Raw genomic sequence first — 19,568 nt, 5'->3', positions numbered from 1 at the left:
TAACCTTTTTAATCTATTTTATATCCAACACCTCTTATAGTCTCTATATATTTTTCTGACTTATCTTCATCTTCTATTTTTTTTCTTAAATATCTTATATGGACATCTACTGTTCTAGTTTCTCCATAGTATTCATACCCCCATATTTTATCTAAAAGATAATTTCTTGAAAGTACTTTACCTTTATTTTGAATTAATAATTTTAACAATTCAAATTCTTTAAGTGTTAACTCTATCTTTTCAGAACCTTTAGTGACCTCATGCTTTGATAAATCTAATTTTAAATTACCTGTAGTAAGTATATTATTTTCTTCACCTAAGCTAGTCAAGTTATACCTTCTTAACACAGAACTAATTCTAGCTAACAACTCCTTTATACTAAATGGCTTAGTTATATAGTCATCAGCACCTATTTCAAGTCCTTCGACCTTGTCATTTTCCATATTTTTAGCAGTAAGCATTATAACAGGAATATTTTTTAAATCTTTATCACTTCTTATTTTTCTCAAAACTTCTATTCCACTTATATTTGGTAGCATCCAATCTAAAAGTATTAAATCTGGTTTAATTTCCTTAGCTTTTATAAATCCATCAAACCCATCATATGAATAACTAACTTCGTAATTTGACACCTCCAAATTGAATTTTAATAGCTCAACTATATGCATTTCATCGTCTATAACAAGCACTTTAGTATTCATTAAAAAGCTCCTCTCTATTTTATCTGTAGTACCGTTCCTATTCGTTCTGATGCCTTATTATGTTTTCTATAAGAGTGGAATTCATCTGCTCTACAACTAGTGCATAAATTTAAATTTATTATATTCTCCTTTTTCACTCCACTACATCTCAGCATATATTCATTAATTTTCCATAAATCTAAATAGTAACTTCCTTCTTTTATTATATAGAACTTTTCATCATTATTTGTAAGAATTGTGTTAAATTTTTCTACCAAATCCTCAGATACTTCATAACAACAAGGTCCAATTGATGGACCAATTATACAAACTAAATCTTCAGGAACGGTTTTATAACATTCAGACATTAATTTAATTGTTTTATGACCTATATTACTAAAAGTACCTCTCCAACCTGCATGAGCCAGTCCTATGGCTTTATTTTTAGCATCTATGATTGATATAGGTACACAATCTGCTGTAAATAATAAAAGAGGTACTCTCTCTAAGTTTGTTATAAGTGCATCTCCATCTATTCTCTTTCCTATAGTATCTTTATTTACTATGTTAACTATATCTGAATGTATTTGAGAATTACTAGTTAGGTTTTCAAATTTTAAATCACATTCTTTACATACTTTTAACATATCTTCTTTACTTTTTGCATCTATATTCTTACATGTTATAACTAGATTTATAGAATTTAACTTTTCGTCAAGTTCTTTACAGTTACCATTTAAATCAACATACTCTTTAATATCTTGTACATTTTTTATATTTATATAATCTTTCATCATTTGTCTCCTTTTTCTATTAGTATACTTTTAAGCTCATTTACAAAAGTATTTATATCTTTAAATTGTCTATAAACAGAAGCAAATCTTACATAAGCTACTTCATCTAAGTCTTTCAATTTGTCCATTACCATCTCACCAATTCTTTTGGTTTCAATTTCTTCTATAAAACATTTATTTATTTCATTTTCAATATGTACAACTACACTCTCAATATCTTCTATCGATACAGGTCTTTTTTCACATGCTTTTAATAACCCGTACTTTATCTTTTCTCTATCAAAATACTCTCTACTATTATCCTTTTTAATAACCATTAAAGGAGTTGTTTCTATTTTCTCATAAGTAGTGAATCTTTTTTTACACGATTCACATTCACGTCTTCTTCTGATAGATTTTAAATCTGTATGTCTAGAATCTATTACCTTTGATTCTTTATAATTACAATAAGGACATTGCATATATATTCCTCCTTTGTTTTAACTACTATATCTCAAATTCATCTAAGCTTAACTCTGAACCTATATTTACTATTATTGTATCACAACCTATTTTAAGTATATCATTCCAAAATATAACTTCTTCATCCCCTCCTCTTGAAAAAAAATTTCTACTTCCATCTCCAAAGATGGTAAATGAGACTACCTTTCCCTCATGAATATCCATATCTATGTCTATTATGAATCCCATCCTTTTTCCATTTTTTACATTTATAATTTCTTTTTCCATTATATCAGAAACTCTAATCATATTATACTCACCCTTTCTTTAAAAATAAATATGTATTGGAGTAAAAAAAAATGACCTATATAGGTCATTTAAATTTAAAATAATGTTTACAGTCCAGGGATTACTTATACATACTTTCTCATATTTTTTAAAGCATTTTTTTCAATTCTTGATACTTGTGCTTGAGATATACCGATTTCATCAGCAACTTCTATCTGTGTTCTTCCTTTATAAAACCTTAAATCTAATACCAACTTCTCTCTACTATTTAATTTTTTAATAGCTTCTTTAAGTGATATTTCTTGCAACCAATTTTCATCAGTATCTTTTTTGTCTTGAACTTGGTCCATAACAAATATTGCATCTCCATTATCTTGATATACTGGGTCAAATAGAGATATAGGGTCTTGTATGGCATCTAGTGCCATTACAACTGACTCAACTTCTAATTCTAATTCTTTTGCTATTTCTGATACTGTAGGTTCTTTAGAATTTGTTCTAATTAATCTTTCTCTAACTTGTAGTGCCTTATATGCTATATCTTTTAATGACCTACTCACTCTAATTGGGTTATTGTCTCTTAGATATCTTCTAATTTCTCCTATAATCATAGGAACAGCATAAGTTGAAAACCTTACATTTTGACTTAAATCAAAGTTATCTATAGCTTTTATAAGACCGATACAACCTATTTGAAATAAATCGTCTATGTTTTCTCCTCTGTTGTTAAACTTTTTTATTACACTCAAGACTAATCTTAAATTCCCTCTTACAAATTGTTGTCTAGCTTCTTCGTCACCACTTTTTATTTTTAATAAAAGTTCCTTCATTTGCTTATTTTTAAGAACTGGAAGTTCCGATGTATTAACACCACATATTTCAACCTTATTAATTTGCATACATTTTCAGTCCTCTCTCAAAAGTATTCATCTATTGAAATTATTTACATTTCCAATTTTTTTATACTTTTTAAGAAGAATTAATTTAGCATTATACAAATTTTTTCATTTCTTTCTGTAACCTTGAAATTATTTTCTTTTCAAGTCTAGATATGTAAGACTGAGATATTCCAAGCATTCCAGCAACTTCTTTTTGTGTTTTTTCGATACCTTTATCTATAAGACCAAATCTTAATTCCATAATTTGCTTTTCTCTGTCACTTAATCTGTCAAGTGCCATAACTAATAAATCTCTATCTATTTCTTCTTCGATTATTTTGTATATTTCATCATTTTCTGTACCCAAAACATCAGATAACAAGAGTTCATTTCCATCCAAATCTATATTTAAAGGTTCGTCAAATGACACCTCTGTTTTCTTTTTATTATTTTTTCTTAAGTACATTAATATTTCATTTTCTATACATCTTGAAGCATAAGTTGCCAATTTTATATTTTTGTTTAGTTTAAAAGTATTCACTGCTTTTATCAAACCTATAGTTCCTATAGAAATCAAGTCTTCCACATCTATACCTGTATTTTCAAATTTTCTCGATATGTAGACCACTAATCTTAGATTTCTTTCTATCAAAATTGATTTTACACTTTCATCTGTTTCTAGTTTTTGTAAAACTTCCATTTCTTCTTCTGGTTTTAATGGAGGAGGAAGTATATTCGCTCCTCCCATATAATATATTCCTTTTGGCTTTATTATTTTTAATTTAATACCTAACATAGTAATAAAGCTTATAATTCTTTCTTTCAATCGTAACATTCCTTGTCCCCCTTAAATTTTCACCTAAAATCCAGGCAATATATTTGGATTCATTATTGCTCCATATTCTCTATCATTAAAATTTGAGATACCAAGTATTATATTTCCTATCTTCTGCTCATCTACTTCTACATAATCAGCTTTTAAACCTATTATGATGCTTGTCTTATTACTTCCAGCATGCTTATAAGGTATTATCCTAACCCTGCCTGAAGTTTTATCATCTAGACTCCCTATAATCTCTTGTGCTTTCTTCATATCTATATCTTCATAGTCAATATTTAATAGATTTTCTGGAATAAACCCTTCTAACACACTTGACTTAACTATTATTACATCACTTTGACTTATTGGGTCTTTTAATAAATTCCCACTATCCACTAAGGCTTTACAACAAAATTTTTTTTCTAACAAGTTTATATTTATAGTCTTTGTAAGTTCCTTGATGTATTTAAGCATTTTCAAGTCTTTATAAATATACTTTAATAGTTCACAACTTACATAAGTACATGCAATTAAGAAAGATATTTTTAAATGACTTATTCCTGTAAAATAAATTATAAAATAAGTGCTTCCAGAAATAAAAATGTTTACTAGATAAAAAACTAATGCTACATGAATATAATCTTTTTTACTCTTACTTCTAAATGAAATTAAAGTTATTATACTCATAATTATTATTTTGAATGGTACTGTGAATAATATGTTCATTGATGGATACAAATAAGCAACAGAATAGGCACCTCCTAAACTAGCCCCCAATAACTTATTTTTTTTAGGATTGTATTTTTTAGTGAGAATAGAAGTACAACTTATAATAATATAATTTATTACTAGGTTTTCTATAACATAGTACTCAATATACACCATGTATCCCCCCTTAAAACCTTTAAACATATTATAAGATAGTATGTACAAAATTTTATGTCACTTTTGATGGTCGAATCCAAAACAAATTCTATTTAAAAGTAACAATGATATATGTCTTATACTTTATGTCGCCAAAAGATATTTTTTTAGTATCAAACAAATAAGCTTTTTTGTAGAATCTAATATATCTAGGTAGAAGTTATTAGTTCTTTTTGGGGTATATTTTTATAAAAAAAGACTATGTAATTTAATAATATATCAAGTAAATTTTTTACTTGTATAAAATCAAATTACATAGTCTATAAATTCAAATTTATATTATTGTGCTAATAATCCGTTTGCATATTTTGCAGAATCATCTAGTGCTTGTTCTGGAGTTATATCTCCAGCTATCATCATTTGAAGTTGTTTCCATAAGTATTCATATATCTCTACTCCATGAGGCCCAACAGTCAATGGTCTATACATATCTTTATCTTTTGTTACCATTTCTTCAAATCTTGGGTCTCCTTGATATTTTTCACCTTTTGCAACTGGAGCTCTTGGTATTTCTTTATGGAATGCTTCCATTGATTCTTTGCTTAACATATACTCAAGAAGTTTAAATCCAAGTTCTTTATTTTTACATGCTGACATTAATGTTAAATCATCCACTGAAGCAAAACTACCAACTGTCTTGTCTTCTAATGAAGTTACATATCCCCAGTTTAAATCTGGAAACGATTTATCAAAAGTACTTGTAGCAGCAGAAGATAACATTATAGTAAATGCAGCTTTTCCTGGTCCAAATACACTTTCAACCATTTCATTACTATCTTTTGATAAAGCATTGTCTGGTATATATTTTTTCATATCATTTATAAAGTTTGCAGCTTTTAAACCTTCTGCATTATTAAATTTAACTGATTTTAAATCATCATTATATATATCTCCACCAGCTTGCCATAAATAAGGATACCAGTTCCAGTTTAAGCTTCCAAATACTTTAGAACCCCAACCTTGTGCAAGACCCCACTGGTCGATTTTTCCATCTCCATCAGTATCTTTTGTTGCTTTTTCACATATTCTTTTAAAATCTTCCCATGTTTTTGGAGGTTTCTCTCCTAATTTTTCTAGTATATCTTTATTATAGTATAGTACTCCTGGATTAGCAGCTTCTATAGGTAATCCATAAATACCACCCATCATTTTTGCATTATCCAAGTATAGGTAATTATCTGAAGTTCCTGATTTTTCTAGATAAGGTGTCAAATCTTCAACTGCACCCATTTCTATAAATTGAGGAAACATCTCTGCATACATGTATCCTATGTCTGGTCCTTCACCTGCACTTATTGCAGTTGCATATTTTTCTGCATAGTTATCCCATGGAACTATTTGGAATTCAATTTCACAATTATTTTCCTTTTCAAATTTCTCTAATATTGGTTTCCATGCATCTGCATCATGGTCTGTCAATGGTGCAGACCACACAACTAATTTTTCTTTACCATCTTTACCCTTAGAATCTTCTTTTTTTGAACACCCAGCAAGAATTGATACTGATAGAACACTTACCATCACTAAAGAAAGAATTTTTTTTAGCTTAATCATGCTTAATCCCCTTTCAGACTTTAATTTGTCTTTTTCCTCAAATATTTACAATTTAATTCAGATTTAATATTAACAAATAAGACTACCCTTGTCTAATCATAAAAAACTATACTAACTCTTACAACTATCATTTTTTTCTATATGTGTTGTTTTTATTCATTTATTAAAAAACTTCTTTTACATTTCAAAATATTGAAATGTATTTTTATGCTTTAGGAGATTAAATTAGGCAAAATAAAAAGAAGTCTACTGACTTCTTTATAAATTTCCATATTATCTTCTTCTTCTTAGGAATGTAGGTATTTCCATGCTCTCATCATCGTCTTCTTCAATTATACTTGCTTTTTTAGGAGCTTCTATTTTTTCTTCAACAATTACTTCTTCTTCAATTTCTTTTACAGCTTGTTTTACTGTTGTGTTCAATGAAGAACGTATGCTTGACTTAGGTTTAGTGTCTAAGTCTAATACACCACTTTGTAATCCTTCAAATCCTGTTGCGATTACTGTAATCATTATTTCATCACCTAAATCTTCTTTTATAGAAGCACCAAATATAACATTCGCCTCTGGGTCACAGGATTCCATAACTAAAGTAGATGCTTCATTAACTTCAAATAATCCTAAGTTAGGTCCACCAGTAACATTAAGAAGAACTCCCTTAGCTCCTTGTATTGATGTTTCTAGAAGTGGAGATTGAATAGCTTGTCTAGCAGCATCTATTGCTCTAGTCTCACCACTAGCACTACCTATACCCATATGAGCAAGACCTTTATCTTTCATTATAGTAGTAACGTCTGCGAAGTCTAAGTTTATTAAACCTTCAACTGCTATAAGGTCAGAAATTGATTGTATACCTTGTTTTAATACATCATCTGCAACTGCAAAAGCATCTAGCATTGAAGTATTTTTTTGTACTATCTGTAAAAGTCTATCATTTGGTATTGTTATAAGAGTATCAACTTTTGACTTAAGTTCTGCTATTCCACCTTCAGCATTCTTCATTCTTATCTTACCTTCAAATGCAAAAGGTTTTGTAACTACACCTACTGTAAGTATACCCATTTCTTTTGCTAAGCCTGCAACTACTGGAGCAGCTCCTGTACCAGTACCACCGCCCATTCCAGCTGTAACAAAGACCATGTCGGCTCCTTGAAGCAATTTTACTATTTCGTCTTTACTCTCCTCAGCAGCCCTTTTTCCTACTTCTGGATTTGCTCCTGCACCAAGTCCTCTAGTTAATTTTTCTCCTATTTGAACTTTATATTCAGCTTTTGATGTATATAAAGCTTGTTTATCTGTATTTACTGATATAAATTCAACGCCTTTTAATTGCGCTTCTACCATTCTATTGACAGCATTGTTTCCACCGCCACCTACACCTATTACTTTAATTTGTGCACATTCTTCTAATTCTACGTCAAAGTTTAGCATCATAAACCCCCTTCTCTCATGATTCAAAGTTATCGTATGTATTAATTATATCATTTTCTTCTTTTATTTTGTTAACCTTTAAGTAACATATTCCACAAAAACGTAAATTTTCCTTTTTAATTTTCTTACTTATATTGTCAAATATTACTCTTGAGTATAAAATAATTTACATATATATCAAATGCTCTTTAATTTCTACGTTTTTTATTCATAATATCGCTAACAACATAACGTCTAATTATGGATAAATTATTAAATAATCTCATACCAAAAACCAATACAGCAACATAATAAAGAGAAACACCTAATTTTTCTCCTATATAAGTCAATAATATAGCTAATATAGCATTCCCTATGAAACCAGTAACAAAAATTACATTGTCATAGTTATCTTCAAAACTGGATTTTATCGCTCCAAAAATAGAATCCATTATTGCAAGAATAGCTACTGACATATATATGGAATAATCCATAGAATATGTAAATGGAATGTAGTAACCTACTACTACACCAAATGCTAATCCTCCTAAAACCCATATCATAAATCCTCACCTCTTTATTTTACTTTGAAACGCAAGTATATTACAATCCTTTTTATTAAATTTTCTTATTTTTTCTTTATTTTTTTATATTTTTCGCTTTATTTTGCGAATAAATCCACTTTATTACCATTATTTTCCAGTATTTTTATGTTGATTCCATATATCTCTTTAAGAGATTTAGCATATGATTCTGGAGAATTTATAGCAGCACTCAATAAATCTATATCTCCTATAGCTTTTATTATAAATGGTTGTCCATATGTAGTATCATTTACTGTAATAGTGGCTCCTGAACATTTTATCTTACTAGTTGATAGTACTCTTTCTCCATTTATAGAAATTGCTTTCGCACCAGCTTTTTTTAAATCATTTAAAACTCTTAAAATATCAATATCATGTATAATCAAGTCATTTGGATTCTGCCCATCTTTTAACTCTCTATCACTATCTTTCATAGTGACAGTTATACCTGGCCCTGTAACAGTTGAATAACCACTTAATTCTTTAACTTCCTCAAGCTCTCTTTTCATAAGTGTTTGGATAGATTCATTTCCATTCTCTTTTGCTTCCTTATATTCATTTAAAGTTTTTTTGTTACTTTTAAGTACTTCTTTTAAATGTTTTATTTCTTTCTTCGTATTTTCTATCTCACTTTCAATATTTTCAGTCTGACTCAATGTTATATACACTTTATTTGGGTCTAGTGACTTTATATAAGTTGATATGAAAATGCCTAATATGAACGCTCCTAATATAATCATTTTCTTTTTCATACTATTATTTCCTCTCCACTTTGTTTATATCACCATGGCCATCTATTTCTACATTTTCTTCCTTACTTACTTTTACCTTAGCATTATAATACGTTTCTATTTCCCAGACAATACCATATTTTATATTAAGTGCAGAAGCTAATGTATCAGAATCACCAATTGCCTTTATTATAATTGGTTCTTTTATGACAGTGTCATTCATGTAAAGCTTATCCTCTTTTAAATACATGTATGTATTAGAAACTATTCTCTGTCCGTTTATAGATATAGCACTTGCTTGTGCTGAATTTAATTTATTTATCATTGATAGTAATAAATCATAATTATATAATATACTATCGTTTTTATCAGAACTTCCTAAGTCTTTTGCAGAATTTATCTCAACTTTTATACCTTTTCCTTCAACATCTGTATATCCAGCCAAGGTCTCATATTTTTCTATTTCTGACTTAAGTATATCTTGCTCTCCTTCGTCATTTTTACCTCTATAAGTCTCTATATCTTTCTTCACACTATTAATTTCTGACTGTAAATCCTCTTTTTCTTTTTTTAGAGATTTGAGTTCTTCTGTAAGTTGTTCTCCTCTTTTAAAAGTTGTCATACCTCTATTTTCTATATTAATAATTTTAAGTTGTAAACTAACAAGAACACCCAATACAATACTTCCTATGACTATGCTTTTATTTATAAATCTTCTTTTCAATATATCACTTCCTTACAATTGTCTATCCTTCAGGACTATACACAGCTAATTTTCCATAATTGAGATTTATAGTCCCTCCTTTTGTATTTTTATTTTGCAGGTCAATCAGAATTTTACTTACCCTAGATATATTATAATCTAAGTTATCATCATTAGAAAGTAAGATTTTTATATTACTTCTTGTAAGCATATCTACATTGCTTTCTTTTCTTAAGTTTACATAATTTATTTTTCTATAAAGTCCTTCTTCTTTTAAAGAATTTAAAGTTTTAAATACGTTCTCTTTAGTTTTATAATTTTTAAATTTTATTGTTTTATCATCATCAACACTATAATCAACATCTACTATTAAATCTTTTTTACTTTCATTAGAACCCCTAAGTTCCTCTAACAAGTTACCTTTCTTATCTATATAACAATAATTGTCTACATTCTTTAATACTGCAAATATTTCTTTTTCTTTTAAACTTATAATTATTTTATTTGGAAATTTTCTTTTTATTTCTACATTTTCTATATATGGATTTTTCATAAGTTCATTTTTCATATCTTTAAAATTATATGCAAAGATGTTTTCATGTGTATTTATATTTAGTTCTTTCATTATATTTGATTTAGTCACTCTCTTATTTCCTATTACATCTATTTTCTTTACATCAAATAAATCACTTTTTACAATCATACATATCCCAAAAGATAGCATAAGTATAAATACTAAAACTATCATGACATTATTCGTATTTAACTTCCTTTTCTTTTTCAAATATAATCAACCCCTTTGGTTAATAAATACACCTTTAGAGCTTATTTTTCCTACAAGAAAATTATAATATTTAAAGTCAAATTTTTTCATTTTATTACAAAACATCTAAATAAAATATAAATAAATATAAATAAATCAATACTTCATCAAAATAAATACAAAATACTATATACATTTCATACCTTTAAATTTATGTGCATACAAATAAACCCCTAATTTATAATAATTTAGAAAATCTAATATATTATAAATTAGGGGTAAATATTGATTTACCTTTTCTTTATTCCTATCACTTTAGCCTGACCTTCTATACTTGGAGTTGCTTCTTTTTTTATTTCTTTTACTTCTTCAGCAACTTTTTCTTTTTTTGTTTTTTTAGATGAGGACTTTTGTGTTGAATTATATACTTTTATTATCTCATCGTATATAAGGTCTATGGCTTCTGGTTTCCCTATAGTTTTGCTTGCATTTGCCATATCAACTAAAAGTTCTCTATCTCCTAAAAGTTTAAATACTGCTGTATTTAAGCTCTCTGGAGTTAGATTTTTTTCTAAAATTGCAATTCCTGCACCTTGCTTTTCTATACTTTTAGCATTATACTCTTGATGATTTTCAGCAGTATATGCTTTAGGTATTATTATAGATGGCTTTCCAAGAGCAGTTATTTCAGCTAATGAAATTGCTCCTGCACTACCTATAACTAAATCGCTTGCTGCAAGTGCATTTGCCATATCTTCTAAGTAAGGTACAACCTTTTGGTATGGCTTAAGATTTACATCACTGATACTTTCCATAAACTCATCATAATAGCTTTTCCCTGTTGCAAATATAAAAGCTATATCTTCATTCACCATGTTCTTTATCACAAGTCTCATTGCATCATTTATTTTTCTTGAGCCTCCACTACCACCATAGCAAAGAACCATTCTTTTTTCTTCACTTATTGCAAGGTTCTTTCTTGCAATATTTTTTCTTGATAATAAAATTTCTTTTCTAACTGGATTTCCTGTAAAAACTAATTTATCTTCTGCTGTCTCTGGAAATCTTTTATGTGAATCTTCAAAACTTGTAAGTACCTTTGTAACTGTTTTAGATAGAATCTTATTAGTTACACCAGGAAAAGAATTTTGCTCATGTATTATGGCTGGTATTTTCCCCATAGATGCATTAAATAAAACAGGTCCACTAACATATCCACCAGTTCCTATAACTACATCTGGTTTAAATTTCTTAACAATCTTTCTTGATTGTTCTAAACCTTTAAAAAGCTTAAAAACTCTTTTTACATTATCGAAGTCTATTTTTCGCTTAAATCCTTGTACTGTTACAGTCTTTAATTCAAATCCATACTTAGGAACTATTTCTGATTCTATTCCTTTTTCCGTCCCAACAAAAATTATCTCAGCGTCTGGATGCTCATCTCTTATTTTGTTAGCAATAGCTATAGCTGGATACACATGCCCTCCAGTTCCACCGCCTGATAATAAAACTTTCATCAAATCATCATCTCCTGTTAATTAATTTTGACATGCTTTGAGATGTTTAACACTATACCTATAGCTCCCATAAAGATGGTGAGCGAGGTTCCCCCATAACTTATAAATGGTAGTGCTACACCTGTAGCTGGCATTGATGATGTTGCAACTGCTATATTTAAAGCTGCTTGTATTCCAATTTGTGCCCCTATACCTATGACAACCATACAAGCAAATACATTAGAAGTCTTCAAAGCTATTCTTACACATCTGTAGACTAAGGCTACAAATAGCATAATAACTATTATACAACCAATCAATCCTAACTCTTCTCCTATTATAGCAAATATAAAGTCATTTTGTGGCTCTGGTATATAAAAATACTTTTGTTTACTCTTTCCTAAGCCTAGACCAAACAATCCACCTGAACCAAGTGCATATAAACCTTGTATTACCTGATACCCCTTACCAAGAGGGTCTTGGAAAGGATCTAAAAACGATGTAACACGGCTAAGCCTATAAGGTTCAGCAATTACTAATGCAGCAAATAAAGCAGCCCCACTTCCAATCATAGCAAATACAATTTTCATATCCATCCCAGCAACAAATATCATTACAAATGTAACTAGAATTACAGTACCTGCTGTTGATAGATTTGGCTGAAGTATTATCAACGCAAAAAATATCCCTGGAACTACGAGAAGTGGTACAACACCTTTTGTCAAAGATTTTATCTTATCATAATTTTTCTCAATTAATTTTGCAGTTAATATTATTGTAGCAAACTTAGCTATTTCTGCAGGCTGAAATGTTAAAGCACCTATTCCTAGCCATCTTTTTGCTCCGTTTGCTTCTATCCCTAAAGGGGTTAGAACTAACAATAATAATACTACTGCTATAGCTCCAATTGCTGTAGCATTTTTCTTCCAAAAACTATAATCTATCCTTGATGTAATAATCATAACTATAAACCCAAGTATAGCATATATTACATTCTTTTTTAGAAAATAGTACGCATCATTGTGTTTAAATGAAGATTGTATAAAACTTGCACTAAACACCATAACTATTCCTACAAATACTAAAAGCATAGTAGTATAAAATACTACTCCATCAAATTCAGTCTTCATCCTTATGTCAATTTGTTTTTTCAAATTTTCTTTAGGCATCCAACTAATATACCTCCATTCTTCCATTTAAGTAAGTTTAGAGGTAAGAGATTATTTTAAATTGTTTACATTATCTTTGAAGTCTTTTCCTCTTACTTCAAAACTTTCATACATATCCCAACTTGCACAAGCTGGTGAAAGAAGCACTATATCTCCACTTTTTGAAATCTCATGAGAAGTCTTAACTGCTTCTTCCATATCTTTTACTATATGTATGTCATTAAATCCTTTATTTTTGGCACAATTTTCTATCTTTGATGCAGTTTCTCCTAACAAGACTACTGATTTAACATATGACTTTGCAGTTTCAAAAAGTTCATCAAAATTACTGCCTTTATCCATTCCTCCTGCTATAAGTATTATAGGTCTATTGTAAGACTGAACAGCTTTTATAGTAGAGTCTGGATTAGTTCCTTTTGAATCATTTACATATATTACATTGTTTAAGTTTCTTACAAATTCCTGTCTGTGTTCAACTCCTTTAAATGTCATCAATACATCCTTTATGACTTCTAAGTCAACATTACAGACATACGCTATTGCTATAGCTGCCATACAGTTTTCTAAGTTATGACCTCCAGGTAAACTTACATCATCTTTATTTAGAAACTTGATTTTATCATCTATATCTATTATTATGTCATTATTTTCTAAATATACTCCTCCATTTACTTTTTGAGTTCTCGAAAAGTAAATTACTTTAGCATTACATTTGTCAGCCAGACCTTTTACTATCTCATCATCATAATTTAATATGCAAAAATCCTCAGCAGTTTGATTCATAAATATATTTGCTTTTGCTTCTATATATTTTTCCATAGTGTGATGTCTGTTTAAATGGTCTTCTGTAATATTTAATATAGCACTTACTTTAGGTCTAAATTCATCTATGCTCTCAAGTTGAAAACTGCTTAGTTCAGTTACAAGCACAGACTCTTCATTTGAAGTTTCTATAGTATCTATTACAGGATTTCCTATATTACCAACTACATATGTATCTCTTTTTGCTCTCGAAAAAATTTCTCCTACCAGGCTAGTTGTAGTTGTCTTACCATTTGTACCTGTAATCCCTATAAAAGTTGGATTATTTGATAATTTAAAAGCTAATTCTACTTCACCAATTATATACTTGCCTGAATTTTTTAATTTCAAGATAAATGGAAGGTCTAGTGGTACTCCTGGAGATACTACTACCATATCTATGTTATCTACATCCTCTGGATGATGTCCTAATATGTATTCTATGTCATTTATAGATTTCAATTCATCAAGTATGTTTTTCAATTTATTTTCATCTTTAATATCATTCACTATTATACTTGCACCTAATTTATCTAAATGTTTAATTGTAGATATGCCAGTTTTCGCAAGTCCTACTAATAAAACTTTTTTTCCTTTTAAGTTCATTTTTAATTCCCCCTAGACCTCTAAAATACTGCTATTATACTTATCCAAGCTAAAACAACTGTGATAATCCAAAAAACGAATACAACCCTTGTCTCTGGCCAACCACATTGTTCAAAATGATGGTGTATTGGAGCCATCTTAAAGAATCTCTTTCTTGTCGCTTTAAAATATCCAACTTGAATTAAAACTGATAGAGCTTCTGCAAAGTAAATTCCTCCAATTATAGGTATTATAAGCACTGAATTTGTTAGAACTGAAAATGCTACAACTGCACCACCTAGTGCCATTGAACCCGTATCTCCCATAAATACCCTCGCTGGATATGAATTAAATCCTAAAAAGCCTAAACATGCTCCAACAGTTGCTGCTGCTAAAACTGCAACTTCTGTGTTTCCAGCAATAGAACTTGCAAATAGCATAAAAAATACAGAAACTATTAAAGTTACTCCTGATGCCAATCCATCTAATCCATCAGTTAAATTCACAGCATTTACTATTGCTACGATTATAAACATCATTATTGGTATATATAATATTCCAACATTTATTACAAAATCTGTAAATGGTATCATAAGTTGTGAAGCACTTGATGATGATGTATACTGATAAAAAGCAACATAAAAAGATAATGCAACTTGAAGGATTATTTTTTGATATGCTTTTAATCCAAGTGATCTTTTTAACTTTATTTTTATAAAGTCGTCTAAAAAACCAATAAAACCAAAACCTGCAATACATATAAGACCTACTGCCATATCATGACTAACTTTTACTCTTGTAAGTCCAGTTATTAGAATTGCCACTATCATTATAATTCCACCCATAGTAGGTGTTCCATTTTTTGCTAGATGTGTTTGAGGTCCATCATCTCTAACCGTCTGACCAAATTTAAATTTTCTAAGCATTGGTATAAATATTGGTCCTATTATAATTACTATTAAAAACGCAATCAATGCGGTGTACGTAAGCTCTGTTATTCCTAACATCGTAAAACTCCTCTCCCTTGTCAATCAACTCATTAGTTTAAGCTTATTTATTTAGATATTCGACTATTTTTTCTAATCTCATGCCTCTTGAGCCTTTTACTAAAATAGTGTCTCCTGTTTTTACTAATTCATCTAACTTGTTAAGTACTTCTTCTCTATTCTCAAAGTGATATATATTGGCTGTATCAAATCCTAATTGTTTTGCCTCTTCTCCAATAAACACTGAATTTTCACCTATAGTTATTATAACATCAGTATTATTCATAGATGATTTTCCTACTAATCTATGACCATACTCTGAAATTTCACCCATTTCTAATATATCTCCAAGTATTGCTACCCTTCTACCTTTATATCTTCCAAGTATCTTTAAAGCAGCATCCATAGAATCTGGACTAGCATTATATGAATCATTAATTATTGTTAATTTTTCATTCTTTATTATGTCTAGTCTCATTTTTGTCCCTTTAAAATTTTTTAAACCTTTTTTTATATAATCTAAAGAAATATTTAGACACATTCCAACCAATATTGCAGACATAGCATTATATATATTATGTTCTCCTATTGTTGGTATAAATATTTCCTCTTTTTTTCCATCTATAACGCATATAAATGTAAGACTATCTTCTTCCATAGTATAACTTTCACAATAAATATCATTGTTTTTGTTGAATCCAAATGTTTTTAGTTTATACACATGTTCTTTTTCTCTTAATGTAGATAAAAACTTATCATCTCCATTTACAATTAAAGTATTTGTTTCATCAAAATTAGAAGTGATTTCCATCTTTGCTTTTAAAATACCTTCTTGTGAACCTAGTTTTTCTACATGTGATAATCCTATGTTTGATATTACTGCAATTTTGGGATTTACTATATCTACTAAATATTTTATTTCATTAAATCCAGACATTCCCATCTCTATTACAGCACACTCATGTTCTTTATTTAGATTAAATAAAGTCAATGGAACTCCAAAATGATTATTTAAGTTCTTTTCATTTTTTAATATGTTTAGTTTTGCGGATATAGCAGAATATATCATATCTCTAGTCGTAGTTTTTCCTACACTACCTGTAACACCTATAAATGGAATATTAAATTTTTCTTTATAATATCTTGAGATATCTCCTAGAGCTAAAGATGTATCTTTTACCTCTATTAAATTTATATCCGAACTTTCTAATTTTATTCCATTACTTTCACTTTTTATAAAAGTTTTGCATCCACTATCATATGCAGACTTCATAAATGTATGCCCATCTAAATTTTCTCCAACTATGGCTACAAATGCATTTTGGGCATTTGCTTCCCTGCTATCTATAACTATATCACTTACACAGTCATTATAATCTCCATATATTAACTTCCCATTAGTTGCAAGTACTAACTCTTTTATTGTTAAGCACTCCATTATCAAACTCCTCCTTTAAAACCTTTAGTTATATTGTCTTAGCAACAAAAGGCAATGTATACCGTTATATATACATTGCCTACGATAACTCTTAACTTTATAATTATATACTATATTTCTGTTTTTTTGAAGATGTTTATGGGTATATGTTAATTATCTGTTACTTTTTACTTCTCAAAATATAGTGTTATACTTGAATCCTCATTAACTTTTACTCCAGGTTTTGGGAATATATCTTTTACCTTTGTATTCTCTGGAAGCTCTATATCTGTATCTAAATCTGGTTTTAACTTAGCATCTTCTAAAGCCTTCACAGCATCACCAATTTTTAGATTTCTTACATCTGGCACTTGAACCTGTTTCTTTTCATATTCAGCTTTCTCTTCTTCTTTATATACAGGTTTAACTCCTAAATATTTTAATGAATCGTTCATTATTTCTTTTACTATTGGCCCTGCTGTAGTACTACCAAATGCACTCACTCCTGTTGGCTCATCAACAATAGCAAGAACTACAATTTGTGGGTCATCACAAGGTGCTATTCCAACAAATGAACATATATATTTTCCCTGTGCATACTTACCATCTATAACTTTTTGAGCTGTACCAGTTTTTCCACCAAGTCTGTATCCTGGTATATACGCTATCTTTCCTCCACCTTCACTTACAACTGACTCTGCAATTTCTAACATTTTCTTAGATGTCTCTTTAGATATAACACTTCTTACTTTTTTTGGCTTTACTGTTTCAGTTATATTACCTTTATTATCAGTATAAGATTTTACAACTCTTGGTTGCATTAAATCTCCACCATTTGCTATTGATGATATAGCTGTTATAAGTTGTATTGGTGTCACTGATATAGATTGACCAAACGATATTGTAGCCAATTCAACTGGACCTACATTTTTCTCATTATACAGTATTCCTTTAGCTTCTCCTGGTAAATCGATACCAGTCTTATCCATAAGACCAAAAGATTCTATATAATCATACATTTTTCCAACACCCAATCTACTTCCTAACTCAACAAATACAGGGTTACAAGAGTTTTGTACTGCTTGTTTAAACTCCTGTGTTCCATGAGGTCTATAGTGTCTCCAACATTTAATCTTTCTTCCTCCAACAGTTACACTACCTGTACATGTGAATTTTTCACCATCTTTAATCACTCCTTCTTCAAGTGCACTAGAAGATGTGATAAGTTTAAATGTAGAACCTGGCTCATATGTATCACTTACTGCTGGATTTCTCCACATTTGATAATAACCTTTTATTTTCTCTTTATCATTATATTTTTCAAGTTCTTCTTGATAATATGGATATATTGGTGTTCTCGAATCATTAGGGTCGTAGTCTGGTTTTGATGCTAAAGCAAGTATGTCACCAGTTTTAGGATTCATAGCTATTGCAGTAACCTTTTTTGCATTATTTATCTCATAAGCTTTTTGTACTGCTTTTTCAGTATAGTGTTGAATTACCTCGTCTATAGATAAAACAAGTCCATTCCCTTGAACAGGTTCATAATACTTTTCCATTCCTTGTGGTATTTCTCTTCCTGAAGCATCAGTACTCACTATCAATTTCCCAGGCTTTCCTTTTAATTTTTTATCATATTGCATCTCTATACCAGATATACCTGTTGCATCTGAAGAAGTATGTCCTAGTACATATGGTGCAAAGTTTCCATATGGATAATATCTTTGATTATCTTCTGCTACCCATATTCCACCCAGTTTAGCATCTCTTATTTGGCTTGCCTTATCATCATCTATCCATCTTTTGACTTTTACAAGAGCCATATTTTTTTTGCTTATTAAAGCGTAAATGTCTTTATAATCTTCATCTAAAATGTCAGCTACCTTTTGTGCTGCTTCCTTTTTATCCTCTACTTCTACAGGTTTGCACCAGACAGTATACTTAGTTACACTTACTGCTAACTCTTTCATATTTCTATCATATATAGTTCCTCTTTTAGGTTCTATTGGTATATCTCTTGTTTGTTGTTCTAATGCTTTTGTACTTAACCAGTTACCTTTCATAAGTTGTAGGTATCCAGTCCTAATAACAAGGCAAAAAAACAATGCACATGCTAGAATAAGAACGAGTACCAGTCTTTTTTTACTTATCCTCTTTACTTTTCTCAAATCTATTCCCCCTAGTTATCCACATCTATATACTTTATTTGTCCATCTTTTGGATAGTCCATATTGAGCAATTCTTTTGCCTTTAGCTCAATTTCTTTTATCGATGTTTTTTCAGTTTCTTTTGCCTTTAGTTCTTCTAGTACTATCTCTTTTTTTCTTAAATCTTTTTGTAAATAATAAATGTCATACTTCATTTCTGAGATTTTTGAATAACCACATAGATTCAATATTATTACTGTAAAGGTTGCAATCAATAAAATACATTTAGCCCCTATTTTTTTATTATTTCTCTTTTTATAATTATTCTTTTTCTTATTTTTATATTCATTTAGATTATGTATTTTATAATTTTTTTTCAAATTATCACCCCGATAAT

Annotated in this window: 20 protein-coding genes; all 20 read right to left on the bottom strand. The window is 29.3% G+C overall.

Going from position 1 to position 19,568, the window contains the following annotated elements; genetic code table 11:
• Positions 1-8 precede the first annotated feature (8 nt).
• Complete coding sequence (locus tag Q3223_RS10125; protein WP_003416112.1) at positions 9-701, bottom strand: winged helix-turn-helix domain-containing protein; 693 nt, start codon at positions 699-701, stop codon at positions 9-11.
• A gap of 14 nt (positions 702-715) precedes the next feature.
• On the bottom strand, positions 716-1,477 hold the full coding sequence (gene pgeF / locus Q3223_RS10120) for a peptidoglycan editing factor PgeF (RefSeq protein ID WP_079739773.1): 762 nt from the start codon (positions 1,475-1,477) through the stop codon (positions 716-718).
• Positions 1,474-1,935, bottom strand: coding sequence for a transcriptional regulator NrdR (gene nrdR / locus Q3223_RS10115; protein ID WP_054271212.1), 462 nt, complete (start codon positions 1,933-1,935; stop codon positions 1,474-1,476). Before nrdR ends, pgeF begins: the two co-directional genes overlap by 4 nt.
• Before the next feature lie 25 nt (positions 1,936-1,960).
• Positions 1,961-2,224, bottom strand: coding sequence for a YlmC/YmxH family sporulation protein (locus tag Q3223_RS10110; RefSeq protein ID WP_054271213.1), 264 nt, complete (start codon positions 2,222-2,224; stop codon positions 1,961-1,963).
• A 104-nt stretch (positions 2,225-2,328) separates the two neighbouring features.
• Positions 2,329-3,102 (bottom strand): RNA polymerase sporulation sigma factor SigG, encoded by a 774-nt coding sequence (sigG, locus tag Q3223_RS10105; protein ID WP_054271214.1) that lies wholly within the window; start codon positions 3,100-3,102, stop codon positions 2,329-2,331.
• A 91-nt stretch (positions 3,103-3,193) separates the two neighbouring features.
• Entirely contained in the window at positions 3,194-3,916 is a 723-nt protein-coding gene (gene sigE / locus Q3223_RS10100) for an RNA polymerase sporulation sigma factor SigE (protein WP_054271215.1), read from the bottom strand.
• Between the two features lie 24 nt (positions 3,917-3,940).
• A complete protein-coding gene (locus tag Q3223_RS10095; RefSeq protein WP_407811927.1) occupies positions 3,941-4,786 on the bottom strand; it encodes a sigma-E processing peptidase SpoIIGA in 846 nt (281 codons plus the stop codon).
• Between the two features lie 318 nt (positions 4,787-5,104).
• Positions 5,105-6,379, bottom strand: coding sequence for a sugar ABC transporter substrate-binding protein (locus Q3223_RS10090; RefSeq protein WP_054271216.1), 1,275 nt, complete (start codon positions 6,377-6,379; stop codon positions 5,105-5,107).
• A gap of 273 nt (positions 6,380-6,652) precedes the next feature.
• Positions 6,653-7,810, bottom strand: coding sequence for a cell division protein FtsZ (gene ftsZ, locus Q3223_RS10085; protein ID WP_054271217.1), 1,158 nt, complete (start codon positions 7,808-7,810; stop codon positions 6,653-6,655).
• Between the two features lie 188 nt (positions 7,811-7,998).
• Positions 7,999-8,352: a small basic family protein gene (locus tag Q3223_RS10080; RefSeq protein ID WP_054271218.1), complete on the bottom strand. Its 354-nt coding sequence runs from the start codon at positions 8,350-8,352 to the stop codon at positions 7,999-8,001.
• A gap of 98 nt (positions 8,353-8,450) precedes the next feature.
• Positions 8,451-9,125 carry a DUF881 domain-containing protein gene (locus Q3223_RS10075; RefSeq protein WP_407811926.1) on the bottom strand — a complete coding sequence of 225 codons (675 nt, stop codon included), beginning with the start codon at positions 9,123-9,125 and terminating at the stop codon, positions 8,451-8,453.
• A 4-nt stretch (positions 9,126-9,129) separates the two neighbouring features.
• Complete coding sequence (locus Q3223_RS10070) at positions 9,130-9,828, bottom strand: DUF881 domain-containing protein (RefSeq protein ID WP_054271220.1); 699 nt, start codon at positions 9,826-9,828, stop codon at positions 9,130-9,132.
• A gap of 22 nt (positions 9,829-9,850) precedes the next feature.
• Positions 9,851-10,591, bottom strand: a complete 741-nt coding sequence (locus Q3223_RS10065; RefSeq protein WP_054271221.1) for a cell division protein FtsQ/DivIB — start codon at positions 10,589-10,591, stop codon at positions 9,851-9,853.
• Positions 10,592-10,860: 269 nt separating this feature from the next.
• A complete protein-coding gene (gene murG, locus Q3223_RS10060) occupies positions 10,861-12,087 on the bottom strand; it encodes an undecaprenyldiphospho-muramoylpentapeptide beta-N-acetylglucosaminyltransferase (protein WP_054271222.1) in 1,227 nt (408 codons plus the stop codon).
• Positions 12,088-12,104: 17 nt separating this feature from the next.
• Positions 12,105-13,235, bottom strand: a complete 1,131-nt coding sequence (gene spoVE / locus Q3223_RS10055; protein ID WP_021385452.1) for a stage V sporulation protein E — start codon at positions 13,233-13,235, stop codon at positions 12,105-12,107.
• 51 nt (positions 13,236-13,286) lie between these two features.
• Positions 13,287-14,642, bottom strand: coding sequence for a UDP-N-acetylmuramoyl-L-alanine--D-glutamate ligase (gene murD, locus Q3223_RS10050; RefSeq protein ID WP_074178509.1), 1,356 nt, complete (start codon positions 14,640-14,642; stop codon positions 13,287-13,289).
• Positions 14,643-14,662: 20 nt separating this feature from the next.
• Positions 14,663-15,628 (bottom strand): phospho-N-acetylmuramoyl-pentapeptide-transferase, encoded by a 966-nt coding sequence (gene mraY, locus Q3223_RS10045; protein ID WP_021385460.1) that lies wholly within the window; start codon positions 15,626-15,628, stop codon positions 14,663-14,665.
• A gap of 43 nt (positions 15,629-15,671) precedes the next feature.
• Positions 15,672-17,045: a UDP-N-acetylmuramoyl-tripeptide--D-alanyl-D-alanine ligase gene (gene murF, locus Q3223_RS10040; protein WP_054271224.1), complete on the bottom strand. Its 1,374-nt coding sequence runs from the start codon at positions 17,043-17,045 to the stop codon at positions 15,672-15,674.
• Positions 17,046-17,212: 167 nt separating this feature from the next.
• The gene (locus Q3223_RS10035) at positions 17,213-19,192 is read right to left on the bottom strand and encodes a stage V sporulation protein D (RefSeq protein ID WP_054277280.1); all 1,980 of its coding nucleotides are present in this window, start codon (positions 19,190-19,192) and stop codon (positions 17,213-17,215) included.
• 11 nt (positions 19,193-19,203) lie between these two features.
• On the bottom strand, positions 19,204-19,551 hold the full coding sequence (locus Q3223_RS10030) for a hypothetical protein (protein WP_054271226.1): 348 nt from the start codon (positions 19,549-19,551) through the stop codon (positions 19,204-19,206).
• Positions 19,552-19,568: the final 17 nt, after the last annotated feature.

The organism is Clostridioides sp. GD02367 (assembly GCF_045900275.1).
GTDB classification, from domain to species: domain Bacteria; phylum Bacillota; class Clostridia; order Peptostreptococcales; family Peptostreptococcaceae; genus Clostridioides; species Clostridioides difficile_A.
The sequence above is the reverse complement of the archived record's forward strand: the minus strand, read 5'-3'. Positions and strand labels throughout refer to the sequence as shown.